The sequence below is a fragment of the Stenotrophomonas sp. TWI587 genome (assembly GCF_039674145.1).
Lineage (GTDB): Bacteria > Pseudomonadota > Gammaproteobacteria > Xanthomonadales > Xanthomonadaceae > Stenotrophomonas > Stenotrophomonas maltophilia_AY.
Map to the genome: position 1 here is coordinate 514,310 of NZ_JBDJMW010000001.1, position 17,185 is coordinate 531,494.

Sequence of the window (17,185 nt, forward strand, 5' to 3'; positions counted from 1 at the left end):
GCAGTTGGTCTCAGGCTACACGGAGATATGTATCCCTCATGTCATGGATGAGACAGATCCTTTCTGTGCCAAGGGTCTTGGCGGCCAGATCGGTACTCCAGTGGAAGTATGCCCACGGAAGTATGTATAATTTGTGCATACTTTGGAGGGCGTACCGATGGAAGCTACCGTTGCAGAACGCGGGCAGATCACCTTGCCCAAGGCGGTCCGTGATGCGCTTGGCCTGACCAAGGGCACCCAGCTGAAGGTGGAGCTCGAGGGCAGCCGCATCATCCTGCGCAAGAGCGTGGACGATGCGATCTCCCGTGCCCGCGGCAAGTTCGCGCTGGATGGTTTCGATTCGGCCGAAGCGGCCGTGCGCGCGGTCCGCGACGAGGAATGAGCGCGTGATGATCGCCGTCGATTCACCGGTGTTGATCGAGCTGCTCAGCAATGGTCCGCAGGCCGATGCGGTCGAAGCGGGCCTGCGCCAGAGCCTGGTCGGCGGCCGCGTGGTGATCTGCGGGGTGACCCTCGCCGAGATCTGCGCGTCGCTGCGCGGCGGCGCCGAAGTGCAGGAGGCGCTGGAAGAAATGGGCGTCCACTTCAGTCCGCTGGAGGCCAAATCCGCATTGCGCGCCGGTGAGATGCACCGCCGCCACCGGCAGCGGGGTGCCAAACCGCGCGGGCTGGATGAATTCATGGTCGGGTCGCATGCACTGCTGCAGTGCGATGGCCTGATCACCTGGAACGATACGTTTTACCGCGACTACTTCAAGGGCCTGAAGCTGATCGTGCCGCACGCCTGAGCCCATACTTTTAAACCGCATTCTTTCAAAGAATCACCCGGGAGTTGTCATGTTGGAAGCCTACCGCCACCACGTAGCCGAGCGCGCCGCGCTTGGCATCCCGCCGCTGCCGCTGAGCGCCCAGCAGACGGCCGACGTCATCGAACTGCTGAAGAACCCGCCGGCCGGCGAAGCCGAGTTCCTGCTGGAACTGCTGACCCACCGCGTGCCGGCCGGCGTCGATGACGCTGCCAAGGTCAAGGCCTCGTACCTGGCCGCGATCGCCTTGGGCAGCGAAGTCAATCCGCTGATCACGCGCGAGCGCGCCACCGAACTGCTGGGCACCATGCTCGGCGGTTACAACGTCGCGCCGCTGGTCCAGCTGCTGGACGACGCCACCGTCGGTGCGATCGCCGCTGATGCGCTGAAGAACACCCTGTTGGTCTTCGATGCCTTCCACGACGTGCAGGAAAAGGCCAAGGCCGGTAACGCCAACGCCCAAGGCGTGCTGCAGAGCTGGGCCGATGCCGAATGGTTCACCAGCCGCCCGCAGGTGCCGGAAAGCCTGACCATCACCGTGCTCAAGGTGACCGGCGAAACCAACACCGATGACCTGTCGCCGGCCCCGGACGCCACCACCCGCCCGGACATCCCGCTGCACGCCCTGGCGATGCTGAAGAACAAGCGTGATGGCATCGAGCCGGAAGAAGACGGCAAGCGCGGCCCGGTCAAGTTCATTGAATCGCTCAAGGACAAGGGCCACCTGGTTGCCTACGTGGGCGACGTGGTCGGTACCGGTTCCAGCCGCAAGTCGGCCACCAACTCGGTGCTGTGGTTCACCGGCGAAGATATTCCCTTCATCCCGAACAAGCGTTTCGGCGGCGTGTGCCTGGGCTCCAAGATCGCCCCGATTTTCTACAACACGATGGAAGACGCCGGCGCGCTGCCGATCGAACTCGACGTGTCGCAGATGAACATGGGCGATGTGATCGAGCTGCGCCCTTACGACGGCAAGGCCCTGAAGGACGGCGCCGTCATCGCCGAGTTCAAGGTCAAGTCCGACGTGCTGTTCGACGAAGTGCGCGCCGGTGGCCGCATTCCGCTGATCATCGGCCGCGGCCTGACCGCCAAGGCGCGTGAAGCGCTGGGCCTGGCCCCGACCGATCTGTTCCGCCTGCCGATGGATCCGCCGGATACCGGCAAGGGCTTCTCGCTGGCACAGAAGATGGTCGGCCGCGCCTGTGGCCTGCCGGAAGGCCAGGGCATGCGCCCGGGCACCTACTGCGAACCGAAGATGACCTCGGTGGGCTCGCAGGACACCACCGGCCCGATGACCCGTGACGAGCTGAAGGATCTGGCCTGCCTGGGCTTCTCGGCCGACCTGGTGATGCAGTCGTTCTGCCACACCGCGGCGTACCCCAAGCCGGTGGACGTCAAGACCCACCACACGCTGCCCGAGTTCATCTCCACCCGCGGCGGCATCTCGCTGCGCCCGGGCGACGGCGTCATCCACAGCTGGCTCAACCGCATGCTGCTGCCCGACACCGTCGGCACCGGCGGCGACTCGCACACCCGTTTCCCGGTGGGCATTTCGTTCCCGGCCGGCTCGGGCCTGGTGGCCTTCGCTGCCGCCACTGGCGTCATGCCGCTGGACATGCCCGAATCGGTGCTGGTCCGCTTCAAGGGCAAGATGCAGCCGGGCGTGACCCTGCGTGACCTGGTCAACGCGATCCCGCTGTACGCGATCAAGTCCGGTCTGCTGACCGTGGCCAAGGCCGGCAAGAAGAACATCTTCTCCGGCCGCATCCTGGAAATCGAAGGTCTGCCGGAGCTGAAGGTCGAGCAGGCGTTCGAACTGTCCGATGCCTCGGCCGAACGTTCGGCCGCCGGTTGCTCGGTGCACCTGAACAAGGAGCCGATCATCGAGTACCTCACCAGCAACATCACGCTGCTGAAGTGGATGATCGCCGAGGGTTACCAGGACGCCCGTTCGCTGGCGCGCCGCATCGAGAAGATGGAAGCCTGGCTGGCCAACCCGGAGCTGCTGGCCCCGGATGCCGACGCCGAATACGCCGCCGTCATCGAGATCGACCTGGCCGACATCCACGAGCCGATCGTGGCCTGCCCGAACGATCCGGATGACGTCAAGACGCTGTCCGACGTGGCCGGTGCGGCCATCGACGAAGTGTTCATCGGTTCGTGCATGACCAACATCGGTCACTTCCGTGCGGCCGCCAAGCTGCTGGAAGGCAAGCGCGACATCCCGACCAAGCTGTGGGTGGCCCCGCCGACCAAGATGGATGCTTCGGAGCTGACCAAGGAAGGCCATTACGGCACCTTCGGCACCGCCGGCGCACGCATGGAAATGCCGGGCTGCTCGCTGTGCATGGGCAACCAGGCGCAGGTGCGTGAGGGCGCGACGGTGTTCTCGACCTCGACCCGCAACTTCCCGAATCGTCTGGGCCGCAACTCCAACGTGTACCTGGGTTCGGCCGAACTGGCCGCGATCTGCTCGCGTCTGGGTCGCATCCCGACCAAGGAAGAGTACATGGCCGACATCGGCGTGCTGGATGCCAGCAGCAAGGACATCTACCGCTACATGAACTTCGACCAGATCGAGGACTATCAGGACGTGGCCGGTACGGTTGCTGCCTGAGCGTGATCGATTGATGTGTTGAACGAAAACCCCCGGTGAAAGCTGGGGGTTTTTTGTTTGCGGCCAATCTCAATCCCGCGGCCGGTAGCGCATGACCGTTGGTCGTGCGCCGCGCCAATGCCTGTGGTGCGAGTCGTTCGACGAAGAGGATTTTTTGCGTAGACTGAGCCAGCTCTGGATCAAGGACGAGAGAACATGCGTTGGGTCAGTGCATTACTGTGCGGAATTCTGCTCGCTCTCGCGTGCGGCGTAGCCTCGGCAACGCCGCGGCGATGTGGAGGCGATGGTGAAGATGCCATTTGCTATCTTGCTTTTGGCGATCTCTGGGCACGCTCTGAACAATACGACGGGCGGACAGTCATCCTCAACGGCTTTCTGGTCTCCGGATTTGGAAGGCTGATCCTGTATCCGGGGTTCGACTATTTCTTCTTTCAGCGTGGCATCGGGGGAATCTCCATCGAGATGGATCATGCTGGTTTCGAGGCGGCGCGCGCAGAGATGCGCAAGGTAGCGGAGGAAGACATGAGTGACTGGGAGTACTTCGCGCCCTGCCCGGTGTCCGTCGTCGGCGTGTTCAGGGATGGAAGCGTCGCTGATTTCGGATCCATGGGAAGGATAGAGGCAGGCGGCACACGTCTGAACATTGAATCGGATGGCGCGGACTGCCCGATGTCCGATCCAGCAACCAAATTGAAGATGCCCGGTGGCCGACCGCCCAAGCCCAAGGACTGGGACCAGTGACTCTTGGTATGAGTGTGGTGTCTTGGCGGCTCATCAGCGCGGTAGTTGGGGGTCTTCTGCTGGCCGTTATCTGTGAAAAGGCCGTCGCAGTGAACAGTCCGGCAGCACAGGTGACCCACGCGACATCCGTTGCAGCAATAGGAAGATGCCAATCCCTCAGCGGTGCCCGGGAAGGCGTGCAGTACTGCCAGGCGCCTATCCATGCGATCCTCGCGAACTCCGATGCGTTCGACGGCAGGCAGATGGCCACCTTCGGTTACCTACTCCACGAGAAGGGGCCTCGAGACGTTCTCGGACCATTTCCGGACGCACTGCGGCGTATCGACTTTCTGAGCTGTGTCGATGTCGACCTGGCCGGCGTGCGGTACGAAGATTCCACCACCGACCTCGAACCGGGTATTTACTTCGTGATGGTGCAAGGGCGCTACACGGATGGCGCAGTGAATGGCGCCTGCGTGGGATCTTTCTCTGAGCCATACATCTCACGCATCTTGCGGGTCCAGGAGCCATGAGGCCGTAAGCCGACCTGCACCAGAGGTGCGATCACCCCCGCGTCAACGCCATCAACCGCTCCGCAATCCGCTCCAGCGGCACCATCTCCTCCGCTGCGCCCAGCTTGAACGCCGCACCGGGCATGCCCCAGACCACACTGGTCGCTTCGTCCTGCACCAAGGTGGGCGCGCCCGCGTTCTTCAGATCCAGCAGACCACGGGCGCCATCGTCGCCCATGCCGGTGAGGATCGCGCCAATGGCATTGGCGCCGGCGCTTTCGGCGACCGAGCGGAACAGCACATCAACGGCCGGCTTGTGCCGGTTGACCGGCGGGCCATCGTCGATCCGGCAGCGCCAGCGCGCACCGTCACGGATGATCCGCAGGTGCTTGCCGCCCGGGGGGAGATACGCATGGCCAGGAAGCACGGCTTCGCCGTCGGTGGCTTCGCGCACGGACATCGCCGAGTGGCGGTCCAGGCGTTCGGCGAACGGGGTGCTGAAGGTCGCCGGCAGGTGCTGGGTCATCACCACGGCCGGCGCATCGGCGGGCATGCCTTCCAGTACCACGCGCAGGGCTTCGGTGCCGCCAGCCGAGGCGCCGATGGCGATCAGGCGGTCGGTGGTGCGGAACTGGATGGAGCGCGGCGCGACGGGAGCCGCGGCGCCGAGGGTGATGCGCGGCGGATTCGGGCGCGCCAGCGGACGCACGCGCGAGCGCGCGGCCATCTTGACCTTGGCGATAATCTCGTCGGCATAGCCCTGCAGGCCTCGCGCGACATCCAGCTTGGGCTTGGAGACGAAGTCCACCGCGCCCAGCGCCAATGCTTGCAGCGTGGTGTCGGCGCCGCGCTCGGTCAGCGAGGAAATCATCACCACCGGCAGCGGGTGCAGCCGCATCAGGTTCTCAAGGAAGGCCAGGCCGTCCATGCGCGGCATTTCCACGTCCAGGGTGATCACGTCCGGTGCCAGGCGCTTGATCTTCTCGCGCGCCAGCAGCGGGTCGGCGGCGGTGCCGACCACTTCGATACCGGGGTCGCTGTCGAGGATTTCGCTGAGCATCTGACGCACGACCGCCGAGTCGTCGACGATCAGGACTTTGCAGGGTGCACCATGGGTCATTCGAACAGCTCCACGCCACCGGTGACCGGGGCTTTGGACAGACGGGCGCGCACGGCCGATTCGGTCGCGGCGACTTCGGCTTCATGCGCGTGCGGCAGGCGCTGCACGACGACGCGGCCGGTGTCGGCGAAGAACCACACCTTGCGCGGATGGATGCCACACAGGTCTTCGGCAATGATCGGAATGTGTTCGGCCTGTAGATACTGGCGCACGAACTCGGCGTTGCGCGTGCCGACCGGGTTGCTGGTGAAGCCCTTGAGCACGTTGGCGCCACCGAAGACTTTTGCCTCCAGGCGCTTGCGGTGCGCGCCGCGCTTGAGCAGGTCGTTGATCAGCAGTTCCATGGCGTAGCTGCCGTAGCGCGCAGGTGCGCCGTCACCGACGTTGCCCTCGGGCAGCAGGAAGTGGTTCATGCCGCCGATCTTCAGTACCGGGTCGCGCAGGCAGGCGGCCACGCAGGAACCCAGCGTGGTGGTCAGTGCGGTGTTGTCGTCCACCGCCAGGTACTGGGTCGGCAGCAGCTTGGCGGCGGTGACCTGGAAGCGGCTGTCGTAGTAACGCATCACCTCATCGTTGCGGATCGGCAGACTCATACCGGCGCTCCGGGCGCGCGCTTGTACAGGGTGCGCCCGCACGGCTGGATCAGATCGGCGGCGTGCAGGTAGTTCTCCGAATGGCCGGTGTAGAGCAGGCCGTCGTCGCCCATGTGCTGGATCAGGCGCGAGAGGATGCCGCGCTGGGTCGGCTTGTCGAAGTAGATCATCACGTTGCGGCAGAACAGGGCGTCGAACGGGCCGCCGACGTCGTAGCGGTTGGCCAGCAGGTTGAGCGGGCGATAGTCGATCAGCTCGCGCAGGGCCGGGTGTACGCGGCAGTGGCCTTCATTGGGCCCGGTGCCGCGCTGGAAGTAGCGCTTGCGGATCGCCGGATCCAGGCCGGACACCCGGTCGATCGCGTAGACGCCACGGCTGGCGGTGGCCAGCACCTGGGTGTCCACGTCGGTGGCAAGGATGCGTACCGGCGGCTTGAGGGTGCCGAAGGTCTCGCAGGCCGTGATGGCCATCGAGTAGGGCTCTTCGCCGGTGGAGGCCGCGCACGACCACAGCTGCAGCGTGCCGCCACCGTTGCCGCGCAGGCGCAGTTCGTCGGTGAGCTTTTCGAAATGATGCGGCTCACGGAAGAACGCGGTGAGGTTGGTGGTCAGCGCATTGGTGAACGCCTGCCATTCCTCGCCGCCATGGGCTTCGAGCTGGTCCAGATAGTCACTGAAACTGCGCATGCCGAGCGCACGCAGCCGGCGCGAGAGGCGGCCATAGACCATGTCGCGTTTGGCGGGCGCCAGCGAGATGCCGACCCGCTGGTAGATCAGCTCGCAGACACGGCGGAAATCACGGTCGGCGAACTCGAATTCGCGGCCGGTGGAGGAAGCGGCAGTGGCAGGAGGCGTGGACACGGGCAGGCTCACAGAAAAAGGGGGGTGCGGCGGTCGTGCGACCGCCGCAGGAACTCAGAACTCTTGCCAGTTGCCGTCATCGGCCGGCAGGGCGCGCAGGGGCTTGGCCGCGGCGACCTGGCGCGGCGCGGCGGGCGCCGGGCGAGGGGCACTGCGCACCGGCGGCAGCTCGGCGCCGGCGCGCGCCGTGACGGCGCTGACGGCGGCGGCGACCTGGTTGTCCAGGCGGAAGATGGCGACGGCATCGGCGAGCTGCGTGGCCTGCTCCTCCATCGAGCGGGCGGCAGCGGTAGCTTCTTCCACCAGGGCGGCGTTCTGCTGGGTGGTTTCATCCATCTGCACCACGGTCTGGTTGACCTGGTCGATGCCGGCGGACTGCTCCTGCGAGGCCGCCGAGATCTCGGCCATGATGTCGGTCACGCGCTGCACCGAGGCGACAATCTCGCCCATGGTGGCACCGGCCTGATTGACCAGCTGCGAGCCTTCGGCGACCTTGCCGACCGAATCATCGATCAGCCCCTTGATCTCCTTGGCCGCACCGGCCGAACGCTGGGCCAGGGTGCGCACTTCGGAAGCGACGACCGCAAAGCCACGGCCCTGTTCACCGGCGCGGGCGGCTTCCACCGCAGCGTTCAGTGCCAGGATGTTGGTCTGGAAGGCGATGCCGTCGATGACGGAGATGATCTCGGCGATCTTCTTCGACGAGGTCTGGATCGCGGCCATGGTGGTGACCACTTCACCCACCACGCTGCCGCCCTGGGAGGCGACGGTATGTGCGCCGATGGCCAGCTGGTTGGCCTGGCGGGCATGCTCGGCGTTCTGGCGCACGGTGGAGGTCAGTTCCTCCATCGAGGCGGCGGTTTCTTCCAGGTTGGCGGCCTGCTGCTCGGTGCGGCGCGACAGGTCACTGTTGCCGGTGGCGATTTCGCCCGCGGACAGGTTGATGCTGCCTGCGGCGGTCTGGATCTGGCCGACGATCTGGGTCAGCTGCGCGACGGTGGCATTGGCGTCGTCGCGCATGGTGGCGAACACGCCCTTGAAATCGCCGTCCATGCGAGCGGTCAGGTCGCCTTCGGCGATGGCCGACAGCAGCTGGGAGAGTTTGCCCAGGTTCTCGTCGCTGACCTCCATCATCGCGTTGAGGTTGGCGATCATCAGGCGGAAATCGTGATTGAAGCGGGCGGTGTCGCCGCGCTGGCTGAAGTCGCCAGACGCGGCGGCCGATGCCAGGCGCTGGATCTCGCCGTTGATGTTGCCCAGGTTCTGCTTGACCGCATCGACGGTAGCGGTGATCTGCGCCTTCTCGCCGGGGTAGCGGGTGAGATCCGCGCTCAGGTCACCCTGGGCGTAACGCTGCACGACGGACAGCACCTCGCTCATGGTCTGCACGTGCGCGCCGACCAGGGTGTTGGTCTCATGCACCATCAGGCCGTACTCGCCCGGGAAGGCGCCCTCATCCATGCGGTAGCTGGTGTTGCCGGCGTCGTGATGGGTCGCCATCTCGCGCTGTCCGCTGATCACCGCGTGCAGCTGTTCCTGCATGCGGGCCATGCTTTCCAGCAGGCGGCCAGGCTCGTCATGGGCCTGCTCGCCGATGCGACTGTCCAGCTTGCCGCGGGCGATGCTCTCGGCCACGTTGGTCGCCTGGCGCAGGGGCAGGGTGATGCGGTTGCCGATCAGCCAGCTCAGGGCGAGCACGATCAGCACCACGCCACCGCCGGTGGCGGTCATGATCCCGGTGAACGCTAGCGCCTGGTCCTGCACGTCATCCATATAGACGCCGCTGCTGATCACCCACTGCCACGGCTGGTACATGCCCGCATAGGCGGACTTCACGAACAGGCCCTTCTCGCCGGCCTTTTCCCACTTGTAGGTGACCACGCCACCACCAATGCGGGCCATGCCGACCAGGTCGTAGAACAGGCGGACACCATCTTCAGAACGGAAGTCCTTCATGTCCTTGCCGATCAGGTCCTTGCGGAACGGATGCATGATCACGCGGTACTGGCCGTCGTAAACGCTGTAGTAGAACGCGTCGTTGTCCGCACGCATGCGCCCCAAGGCTTCCAGCGCGCTCTGCTTGGCCTCCTCCTCGCTCAGCTCGCCGCTTTGGGCCAGGCCGTGATAGTGGTCCAGGATGCCGTAGGTCAGCTCGACCTGGACCTTGAGGCTGTCCTTGCGGGTGTTGGTCAGGTCCAGGTACTGCATGCGTGCAGCGACCACCGACAGCGCAATCACGCCGAGGGCGATGAGCAGCGTCAGCATGTTCAGCTTGCGCCGGACGGAGAGGTTGGCGAAGTACTGGTTCCAGCGGTGGAATAGAGTCATGGGCAGGGCATCTGATCGGCAGGGAAGCACGTGGCGATGCCAGGGAAATCGCGGTGACGTTCACCCACCTGGCCGGCCGCGACGAAGTGTCTGGCAATGCTGTTATCGGCCGATTCCGGCGAGTATTTAGCCGTAGGCCATTCAGGTCACCGGTTCTGCACGAAAAAGGTCCCGATGCCGAAGCACCGGGGCCTTTGTGTGACAACGCGAGCCGTCAGGAAATCAGAATTCCTGCCAGTCGCCGTCGGCCAGCTCGGTGGCGACCGGGCGCGCCGCCGGGCGACGTGCCGCCGGTGCAGCGGCGGGCGCTGCGGCGACCACCGGTGCGCGCACGGCGCGTGCTGGTGCCGAAGCCTGTGCGTGCTCGTCCAGCTTGAAGATGGACACCGCGTCGGTGAGGTGGCCGGCCTGTTCTTCCATGGCGCGGGCGGCCGCCGTGGCTTCTTCCACCAGCGCAGCGTTCTGCTGGGTGGTTTCGTCCATCTGCACGACGGTCTGGTTGACCTGTTCGATGCCGGCCGACTGTTCCTGCGAGGCCGCGGAGATCTCGGCCATGATGTCGGTCACGCGCTGCACCGAGGCGACGATCTCGCCCATGGTGGCACCGGCCTTGTGGACCAGCGCCGAGCCGTCATTGACCTTGCCGACGGAGTCGTCGATCAGGCCCTTGATCTCCTTGGCGGCGCCGGCCGAACGCTGGGCCAGGGTCCGCACTTCCGAGGCGACGACCGCGAAACCGCGACCCTGCTCGCCGGCACGCGCCGCTTCCACGGCGGCGTTCAACGCCAGGATGTTGGTCTGGAAGGCGATGCCGTCGATCACCGAGATGATCTCGGCGATTTTCTTGGACGAGGTCTGGATCGCGCTCATCGTGGTGACGACCTGGCCGACCACATCACCGCCCTGCGAGGCAACGCTATGCGCGCCGATCGCGAGCTGGTTGGCCTGGCGGGCATGCTCGGCGTTCTGGCGCACAGTGGAGGTCAGTTCCTCCATCGAGGCGGCGGTTTCTTCCAGGTTGGCGGCCTGCTGCTCGGTGCGGCGCGACAGGTCACTGTTGCCGGTGGCGATTTCGCTGGCGGCCGAGCTGATGGCCTGGCTGGAGTCCTTGATACGGGTGACGATGCTGCTGAGCTGTTCGGCAGTGGCGTTGGCGTCGTCGCGCATCCGGGCGAACACGCCCTGGAAGTCGCCGTGCATGCGCACGCTCAGGTCGCCCTGGGACAGGGCGGTCAGCAGATTGGAGACCTGTTCGATGCTGGCCGAGTTGGCATCCAGCAGACCGTTGATCTGCTGGGCCAGCTGCAGGAAGAAGCCGTCCTTGCCCTCGCTGTCGATGCGGCCGGAGAGGTCGCCGGCGGCAGCCTGCGCGATCACGCGGGCCACTTCGGCTTCGACCAGCGCTTCCGGGGTGCGGTCACGCCATTCGGCGACGTGGCCGACGGTTTCGCCTTGTTCGTTGAGGATGGTGGTGACCGACTGCGCGAACTGTGCCTCGCCGAACTGCAGCTGGCGATGGGCGACGCCGTGCTGGCTCAGCTGGCTCATGAAACGATCGTCGATCCGGTGGTGCTTCTCCAGGATCATCACGGACTTGCCGACCAAGGCGGCGGACGTGTCGAGCTCCGGCAGATCCTTCTGAAGCTCCTCGGCGTGCTGGGTGAGCGTCTGCTGCAGGGCACGGTTGGTGTAGACGATCTTCAGATCGGTATCGGTCAGGCACACGCCGGTGGAGCTGTAGTCCAGCGCGGTACGGATGCGCAGGTTCTCACGGGCGATGGCCTGGTCGGTCTCGGTGCGCTCGCGAAGATCGCGCTGCATGCGCTGCATGGCCTGCAGCAGGTCACCGACTTCGTCCTTGCGGCTGACATCGATGTGACCGTCCAGCTTGCCGCTGGCGACATCGTTGGCGACGGAGACGGCGCCACGCATGCTGCCCACCAGCGAACGCGCGAACAGGTACACCAGCACCAGGCCCAGGGCGGCGCCGCCGAGCAGGGTGATGACGGTCAGCGTGGCCGAGGCGGCATAGGTGGATTCAGCTTCTTCGCGCGAGGCGCGGGAGAGGCGGTTGTCTTCGGCGATCAGGGCTTCAAGCGCGGAGGATGCCTTGCGGTGCTTGGCGCGGGTTTCACCGACAAAGGTGTCCACGGCATCGTCGGGCAGGTCCAGCTCGAGCATTTCGGTGACGGCGTCATAGGACGCCAGCGAATCGGCCCAATCCTTGGCGAACGTGTCAAACAGCTTCTTCTGCTGGGGATTGTCAATCAGCTCGGGGTATTTTTTGATCGACGCGTCGATCTGGGTGCGCAGGTCCGCCGCGCGGGTCTTGGCTTCGGTCTTGACGTCATCGCTGGCGCGGATGAGGCCCTGGTAGGCGGAGTTGCGGTATTCGCCGACCATGCCGCGCATTTCACCGGCCATGCGGATGCTGTCCATCCGGTGTCCAGCCAGCTCGGTGGTGACGTTGTTGAGTGAGTTGAGGCCACGGTAGGCCACGATGCCCTGCAGCAGCATCACCAGCAGGAGGACGCCGAAAGTCAGCATCAACTTGGGCATCAGTTTGAGGTTGTTGATCCACGGCATGGCAGGTGCGGTCTCCAGTGGCAAACGCGTCCGGCCGAGGTGGCCGGTTGCAGCGACCACGCCGGCCGATGCCGGCGTGGCAGGGCGTACGGGGATTACTTGATGTTGGCCAGCTTCAGGCTGGACGGCGAGCTGACTTCGATTTCAGCGCGCGAGGCATCGCGGGCGATCTTGCCGATCACGCAGACGGTCTTGCCTTCCAGCGATTCCAGCGGGAAGCTGAACTTGTCGCGGTTGGCGCCGGCGATGCGGGCCGAGAAGGTGTGGCGCGGGAACGCACCGCCCATGTACAGGAAGGTCGGCTGGCCTTCGGAGCCTTCGGCGTAGCGGGCCTTTTCGACCTTGCCACAGACCATGCCGTCCTTGCCGACCGAACGCGGCGCCATTTCCGGCGGGATCATCTCGTTGGACTGGGCGAACGCAGAGGACGCGGAGGTGGCGAGCACGGCGACCGAGAACAGGGCAAGCAGGGACTTCATCGGGAAATTCTCCGGGGATATGGGCAAGTTGGCCCGGCCGTGGGCGATCCAGTGCAGCCGGGTCCTGAATCCAGCTATCGGCCGGCTATTGTGGAACTGAAGCACTTTTTTTCCGTGACCCGCATTGCGGTTGCAAACGCGGGCAGGAAGATCAAATTCTGTGACGGGCGTCTCAGGCGGCGACGTCGTCAACGACCAGATGGGTCTGCCCCATATCGGCACTGTCGAGCAGGGTTTCGATGTCCAGCAGGATGAGCATGCGGTCGTCCTGGGTGCCGATGCCCGAGATGAAGCGGGTATCGACGGCGGCGCCGAACTCGGGGGTCGGGCGGATCTGGTCGGCCGCCAGCGGGATGACGTCGGAGACGCTGTCCACCACGATGCCGACGACGCGGTCTTCGACGTTGAGCACGATCATGACGGTGAAGGCGTCATAGGTCGCGTTTTCCAGGCGCAGCTTCAGCCGCAGGTCGATGACGGGGACGATGGTGCCGCGCAGGTTGATGACGCCCTTGATGTAGTCGGGCGCATCGGGGACGCGGGTGACGGAGTCGTAGCCGCGGATTTCCTGGACTTTGAGGATGTCCACGCCGTAGTGCTCGGCGCCGAGGGTGAAGCTGAGGTATTCGCCGCCGTCGCTGGCAGCGGTGGTGTTCTTGTCGTTCATCGAGGGGTCCTGGGTCGGGCGTGGCGGTCGAAAAAACCGGCTTCACGCTGGATATCGGCCTCGTTGGGGGCGACTTTAGGGGGGCGGGGGCGCCTGGATCACGCTTCAACGGCGCCGCGCGGTTGCAGCGGCCGTCAAATCTCCCCGTTTTTCCGGGCACTGCGCTGCCGGTCGATGCGGAAGATGTAGCGCTGGATCGCGCTGTCGCCGCCGCGCGGGAGGTCATCGAAACGCATGCCGATGCGCTTCATCTCCACGCCATTGGGCAGCTTGACGGCCAGTTGATTGCACACGATCAGGGAGATGTGCAGCGGGCTGCTGTCAGGCAGGTCCAGCTGGGCGGCATAGCGCTTCTGCAGGGAGAAGACATTGCAGTCCACCGGCACCGTCACGGCCAGGCCGCCGCCGCTGATGTCCACCACCCGCAGGTGGAGCGCTTCGCTGCGGTCTTCGTTGATCGGGAACTTCAGGTGCGGAGAATCGGTGATCGGGGTCTCGAGCCGGTACAGCTCGCGGCGCTGCAGGTGCACCAGCTCGTCCGGGAACGGCACGCGGAAGGCCACGTGGCCGTCGTTCTGCGTACGCTCCAGGCCGTCGAGCCGGAAGCGGACCATCACCCGGTCCAGCTGGGCGAAGCAGAGCAGGTGGCCAGCTTCTTCCGCCGCGCGGTTGGAGGGCTCGGACGGGCTGCCGTCGAGCAGCAGCCAGTCGTCGTCTTCGTCCAGTTCCAGGACGGCCGTCGGGAAGGACTGGTCGCGCCCGCCCAGGTGGGCGTTGATCAACGAACGCTGATCGATCAGCGCCTGCAGCAACTGCCGGATCTGGCGAGGGTTGCGGACCAGATACCGGTCGTCCGTGCCGTCGTCGTGCGCGGCATGGGAGGGGTCGTGTGCGTCGAGGCTGCCTTCGGACATGGAATCTGCTGAGTTGGGCGGGTGACGACATCCGCGGATGCCAGGGCTCAGTCCGTTTATCGGCAGCCGATCACAATTATGTAGGGGCAAATGTCCGGGTGACCGGCGCACCGGCGCGTGGCCGGCGCGTCGTGGCCCCCTCAGTTGGCGCTGGCGATCTGGCGGATCCGTTGCAGCACCGAGGTCTGGCCGTCGTCCAGGTGGAAGCGCGCCACCCCTTCGGCGAGCAGGCCGGCCTGATGCTCCATGCCATGCGTGGCCGTCATCGACTCTTCCACCAGCGCAGCGTTCTGGCGGGTGTTGACGTCCATCTGCGCGATGCTCTGGTTGACCTGTTCGATGCCCATGGACTGCTCCTGCGAGGCAGCGGAGATTTCGCCCATGATGTCGTTGACCTGGCGCACGGCCGTGACGATGTCACCCATGGTGGCGCCGGCGCGATCAACCAGCTGGCTGCCATGGGCGACCTTGCCGACCGAATCGTCGATCAGCGTCTTGATCTCCTTGGCGGCGTCGGCCGAGCGCTGGGCCAGGGTGCGCACTTCGGTGGCGACGACGGCGAAGCCGCGGCCCTGCTCACCGGCGCGTGCCGCTTCCACCGCGGCGTTGAGGGCCAGGATGTTGGTCTGGAACGCGATACCGTCGATCACCGAGATGATGTCGGCGATGCGGCGGGAAGAGGCCTGGATGCCGCTCATGGTGCGGATGACTTCGCCAACCACCTCGCCGCCCTGCGAGGCCACCTCCGATGCACCACTGGCCAGTCGGTTGGCCTGGCGGGCATGCTCGGCATTCTGGCGCACGGTGGCGGTGAGCTCTTCCATGGTGGCGGCGGTCTCTTCCAGACTGGCCGCCTGCTGCTCGGTCCGGCTGGAGAGGCGCCCGTTGCCCTCGGACATGCCGCTCGCCGCCGCGCTGAGGCTGCTGGACGCGGACTGGATGCTGGACACGATGCCGGTCAGCTGATCGATCGTGGCATTGGCGTCGTCCTGGATGCGCGCGAACACACCGTGGAAGTCGCCTTCCATGCGTGTGGTGAGATCGCCCCGCGACAGCGCGGAGAGCAGCTGCGAGATCTGCTCGATGCTGCTTGCGTTGGCATCCAGCAGGCCATTGAGGTGCTCGGCCAGCTGCAGGAAGAACCCCTCCTTGCCGGCGGTCTCGACGCGGCCGGCAAAGTCACCGTTGGCGGCCGCGTGCACGATGCGGCCCAGTTCCTCTTCCACCTGGAGTTCGGTGGTGCGGTCGGCCCATTCCACCACGAAGCCCTGGCGCTGGCCGTCACCGCCGATGATCGGGTTGACGATCAGGCGCATCACGCGGCCGCCGATCCGGATCTGTGCGCGATACGTGCCTTCCAGCGTATCGAGCAGCTTGGCCTGGTGAGCCGGGTGGCGATGGAAGATATCGATGTTGCGGCCAATCAGATCGCGGGCGTTGAACTGCGGCAGGTCGCGGCGCAGATCCTGCTCTACCCCGCTGAGCATGTGCTGCAGTGGTCGGTTGACGAACACGATGTTGCGGTCACGGTCGGCGATCATGACGTGGGTGGTGACGTCATCCAGTGCGGTGCGGATGCGCAGGGTGTCGGCGAGGCTGGCCTGTTCGCGATGGCGGCGATCCAGCAGCTGCTGGCTGGTCTGCACCAGGGTGCGCGCCAGCGAGTCGGCCGGGAATTGGTCGGGCTGCACGTTCGCCGGCAGCGGTTGGTCATTGACCACGCCGCGCGCCATGGCGGCCAGTGCGCGCGGGTCGTGGCCGATCAGCAGCAGCTGCCGCCGCATCTGAACGGCCATGGCGCTGAGCAGCGCGGTTTCCACGATGACATAGGTGGCGTGCAACATCACCACGCCGAACCTACCGCCGGTGGCGAACACCGGCGTCGGGGCACCCCGTGACTGCAGGTAGAAGAACAGCAGGTGGTGCACGGCGATGGTCCCGGCCGCGACCACGATCGGGAGCCAGTCGCGGTAATACAGCAGCAGGGCGATCAGCACGATCACCGTGAAGTGCGTTTCCAGCATGCCGTGGGTCTGGTGGATCAAGGTGGCGGCCAACACCATCCATGCCAGCGCGACCGTGCAGCGCGACAGGCGGGTGCCGGGCAGCCAGCGGGTCTGCAGGGCGACCAGTACGAGGCTGGGCAGGGTGATGGCCAGCAAGGGCGTCCATTGGCCGCTGCGCGCGGCCAGCACCAATGAGGCGACCGACAGCAGCGCCGTGACCATCAGGAACAGGCGGTCTGCCTCGGCGGCGATGACCTGCAGGTACGGCACCTTCTCGTGACCCACCAGCGAGGGGAGGGGCGTTGCGTGGGCGGACATGCGGGTCACTCCTGTGGGCATGAACAATGGGATGGAACGATGAGCGGCGCCTGCGGATGCGCAAGCAGCTGCTGGATCAGAGGTGCAGCCGAACGCGCGAGGCCGCCACAGCCAGGGTCAAGCTGCGCCGGGCCGGCGTAGACGAGTCGGCGGGAGGCGTCGAGTACCACCCAGGCATAGGGCAGTGGTGCGGCAGCGTCGCGTCGGTCGAGGGTGTGCAACGCCGGCCGCGGAGCGGTCATCGCGGCGCAGGTGCACTGGCCGTCGGCGAGCAGGAGAATGGGCGCGCCAACTGCCGGCAGCGATCCGCCCAGCCGGGCCAGGATCTGCTCGGCGGTCATGGCCGGTGGCGCGGCGGGCAGTGTGCGCAACAGCGCAGGCAGGACCCAGCCCAGCCAGAGTGACAGCAGAACCAGACCTGCCACGGCACGGCGCGTCGTGATCTGCGGCTGCTGACATACCGGTGTCATCGCGGTGGTCATCCTGCTGGCGTCCCTGCGCAACTCGATAGTCCCGTTAGCGGCGCACACCGCCGCTTACTTGATGGCAGGCATACATCATTGTGCTGAATCCGGTAAGCAAGATGACGGCAGGCAACCCTCTGGCCGATGGACGCGCACATCGCGACCGCGATGCGCAACGGTGAAAACGACGACACC

Annotated in this window: 15 protein-coding genes; 5 read left to right on the forward strand and 10 right to left on the reverse strand. The window is 65.7% G+C overall.

The window, feature by feature from the left end:
* Positions 1-157 precede the first annotated feature (157 nt).
* The 5 genes from ABE464_RS02375 to ABE464_RS02395 all read left to right on the forward strand — a co-directional run bounded on the left by ABE464_RS02375 (position 158) and on the right by ABE464_RS02395 (position 4,676).
* Positions 158-382, forward strand: a complete 225-nt coding sequence (locus tag ABE464_RS02375; RefSeq protein WP_019182937.1) for an AbrB/MazE/SpoVT family DNA-binding domain-containing protein — start codon at positions 158-160, stop codon at positions 380-382.
* A 7-nt stretch (positions 383-389) separates the two neighbouring features.
* Entirely contained in the window at positions 390-788 is a 399-nt protein-coding gene (locus tag ABE464_RS02380) for a type II toxin-antitoxin system VapC family toxin (RefSeq protein WP_019182936.1), read from the forward strand.
* 49 nt (positions 789-837) lie between these two features.
* Entirely contained in the window at positions 838-3,423 is a 2,586-nt protein-coding gene (gene acnB, locus ABE464_RS02385) for a bifunctional aconitate hydratase 2/2-methylisocitrate dehydratase (protein WP_088435021.1), read from the forward strand.
* A gap of 195 nt (positions 3,424-3,618) precedes the next feature.
* Positions 3,619-4,164, forward strand: coding sequence for a hypothetical protein (locus tag ABE464_RS02390; protein ID WP_346470572.1), 546 nt, complete (start codon positions 3,619-3,621; stop codon positions 4,162-4,164).
* An 8-nt stretch (positions 4,165-4,172) separates the two neighbouring features.
* Positions 4,173-4,676: a hypothetical protein gene (locus tag ABE464_RS02395; RefSeq protein WP_346470573.1), complete on the forward strand. Its 504-nt coding sequence runs from the start codon at positions 4,173-4,175 to the stop codon at positions 4,674-4,676.
* A 31-nt stretch (positions 4,677-4,707) separates the two neighbouring features.
* Here ABE464_RS02395 and ABE464_RS02400 read toward each other — a convergent pair whose 3' ends face one another.
* The 10 genes from ABE464_RS02400 to ABE464_RS02445 all read right to left on the reverse strand — a co-directional run bounded on the left by ABE464_RS02400 (position 4,708) and on the right by ABE464_RS02445 (position 17,008).
* Positions 4,708-5,775, reverse strand: a complete 1,068-nt coding sequence (locus ABE464_RS02400; RefSeq protein WP_346470574.1) for a chemotaxis response regulator protein-glutamate methylesterase — start codon at positions 5,773-5,775, stop codon at positions 4,708-4,710.
* Positions 5,772-6,368 carry a chemoreceptor glutamine deamidase CheD gene (cheD, locus tag ABE464_RS02405; RefSeq protein WP_123729173.1) on the reverse strand — a complete coding sequence of 199 codons (597 nt, stop codon included), beginning with the start codon at positions 6,366-6,368 and terminating at the stop codon, positions 5,772-5,774. Before cheD ends, ABE464_RS02400 begins: the two co-directional genes overlap by 4 nt.
* The gene (locus ABE464_RS02410; protein ID WP_346470575.1) at positions 6,365-7,228 is read right to left on the reverse strand and encodes a CheR family methyltransferase; all 864 of its coding nucleotides are present in this window, start codon (positions 7,226-7,228) and stop codon (positions 6,365-6,367) included. Before ABE464_RS02410 ends, cheD begins: the two co-directional genes overlap by 4 nt.
* 54 nt (positions 7,229-7,282) lie before the next feature.
* Positions 7,283-9,556, reverse strand: a complete 2,274-nt coding sequence (locus ABE464_RS02415) for a methyl-accepting chemotaxis protein (RefSeq protein WP_346470576.1) — start codon at positions 9,554-9,556, stop codon at positions 7,283-7,285.
* A 222-nt stretch (positions 9,557-9,778) separates the two neighbouring features.
* Positions 9,779-12,142, reverse strand: a complete 2,364-nt coding sequence (locus tag ABE464_RS02420) for a methyl-accepting chemotaxis protein (protein WP_346470577.1) — start codon at positions 12,140-12,142, stop codon at positions 9,779-9,781.
* A gap of 95 nt (positions 12,143-12,237) precedes the next feature.
* Entirely contained in the window at positions 12,238-12,621 is a 384-nt protein-coding gene (locus ABE464_RS02425) for a hypothetical protein (RefSeq protein ID WP_346470578.1), read from the reverse strand.
* Positions 12,622-12,793: 172 nt separating this feature from the next.
* Complete coding sequence (locus ABE464_RS02430) at positions 12,794-13,288, reverse strand: chemotaxis protein CheW (protein ID WP_123729178.1); 495 nt, start codon at positions 13,286-13,288, stop codon at positions 12,794-12,796.
* Between the two features lie 134 nt (positions 13,289-13,422).
* Positions 13,423-14,202 (reverse strand): flagellar regulator YcgR PilZN domain-containing protein, encoded by a 780-nt coding sequence (locus ABE464_RS02435; RefSeq protein WP_346470579.1) that lies wholly within the window; start codon positions 14,200-14,202, stop codon positions 13,423-13,425.
* Between the two features lie 140 nt (positions 14,203-14,342).
* Complete coding sequence (locus tag ABE464_RS02440) at positions 14,343-16,526, reverse strand: methyl-accepting chemotaxis protein (RefSeq protein ID WP_346470580.1); 2,184 nt, start codon at positions 16,524-16,526, stop codon at positions 14,343-14,345.
* A gap of 5 nt (positions 16,527-16,531) precedes the next feature.
* A complete protein-coding gene (locus ABE464_RS02445; RefSeq protein ID WP_346470581.1) occupies positions 16,532-17,008 on the reverse strand; it encodes a hypothetical protein in 477 nt (158 codons plus the stop codon).
* Between the last annotated feature and the right edge of the window lie 177 nt (positions 17,009-17,185).

What these genes read in the sequence shown, in the direction of transcription:
- ABE464_RS02375 (WP_019182937.1), top strand. Translation starts at nt 158, where the DNA reads ATGGAAGCTACCGTTGCAGAACGCGGGCAGATCACCTTGCCCAAGGCG.
- ABE464_RS02380 (WP_019182936.1), top strand. Translation starts at nt 390, where the DNA reads ATGATCGCCGTCGATTCACCGGTGTTGATCGAGCTGCTCAGCAATGGT.
- acnB (WP_088435021.1), top strand. Translation starts at nt 838, where the DNA reads ATGTTGGAAGCCTACCGCCACCACGTAGCCGAGCGCGCCGCGCTTGGC.
- ABE464_RS02390 (WP_346470572.1), top strand. Translation starts at nt 3,619, where the DNA reads ATGCGTTGGGTCAGTGCATTACTGTGCGGAATTCTGCTCGCTCTCGCG.
- ABE464_RS02395 (WP_346470573.1), top strand. Translation starts at nt 4,173, where the DNA reads ATGAGTGTGGTGTCTTGGCGGCTCATCAGCGCGGTAGTTGGGGGTCTT.
- ABE464_RS02400 (WP_346470574.1), bottom strand. Translation starts at nt 5,775, where the DNA reads ATGACCCATGGTGCACCCTGCAAAGTCCTGATCGTCGACGACTCGGCG.
- cheD (WP_123729173.1), bottom strand. Translation starts at nt 6,368, where the DNA reads ATGAGTCTGCCGATCCGCAACGATGAGGTGATGCGTTACTACGACAGC.
- ABE464_RS02415 (WP_346470576.1), bottom strand. Translation starts at nt 9,556, where the DNA reads ATGACTCTATTCCACCGCTGGAACCAGTACTTCGCCAACCTCTCCGTC.
- ABE464_RS02420 (WP_346470577.1), bottom strand. Translation starts at nt 12,142, where the DNA reads ATGCCGTGGATCAACAACCTCAAACTGATGCCCAAGTTGATGCTGACT.
- ABE464_RS02425 (WP_346470578.1), bottom strand. Translation starts at nt 12,621, where the DNA reads ATGAAGTCCCTGCTTGCCCTGTTCTCGGTCGCCGTGCTCGCCACCTCC.
- ABE464_RS02430 (WP_123729178.1), bottom strand. Translation starts at nt 13,288, where the DNA reads ATGAACGACAAGAACACCACCGCTGCCAGCGACGGCGGCGAATACCTC.
- ABE464_RS02435 (WP_346470579.1), bottom strand. Translation starts at nt 14,202, where the DNA reads ATGTCCGAAGGCAGCCTCGACGCACACGACCCCTCCCATGCCGCGCAC.
- ABE464_RS02440 (WP_346470580.1), bottom strand. Translation starts at nt 16,526, where the DNA reads ATGTCCGCCCACGCAACGCCCCTCCCCTCGCTGGTGGGTCACGAGAAG.
- ABE464_RS02445 (WP_346470581.1), bottom strand. Translation starts at nt 17,008, where the DNA reads ATGACCACCGCGATGACACCGGTATGTCAGCAGCCGCAGATCACGACG.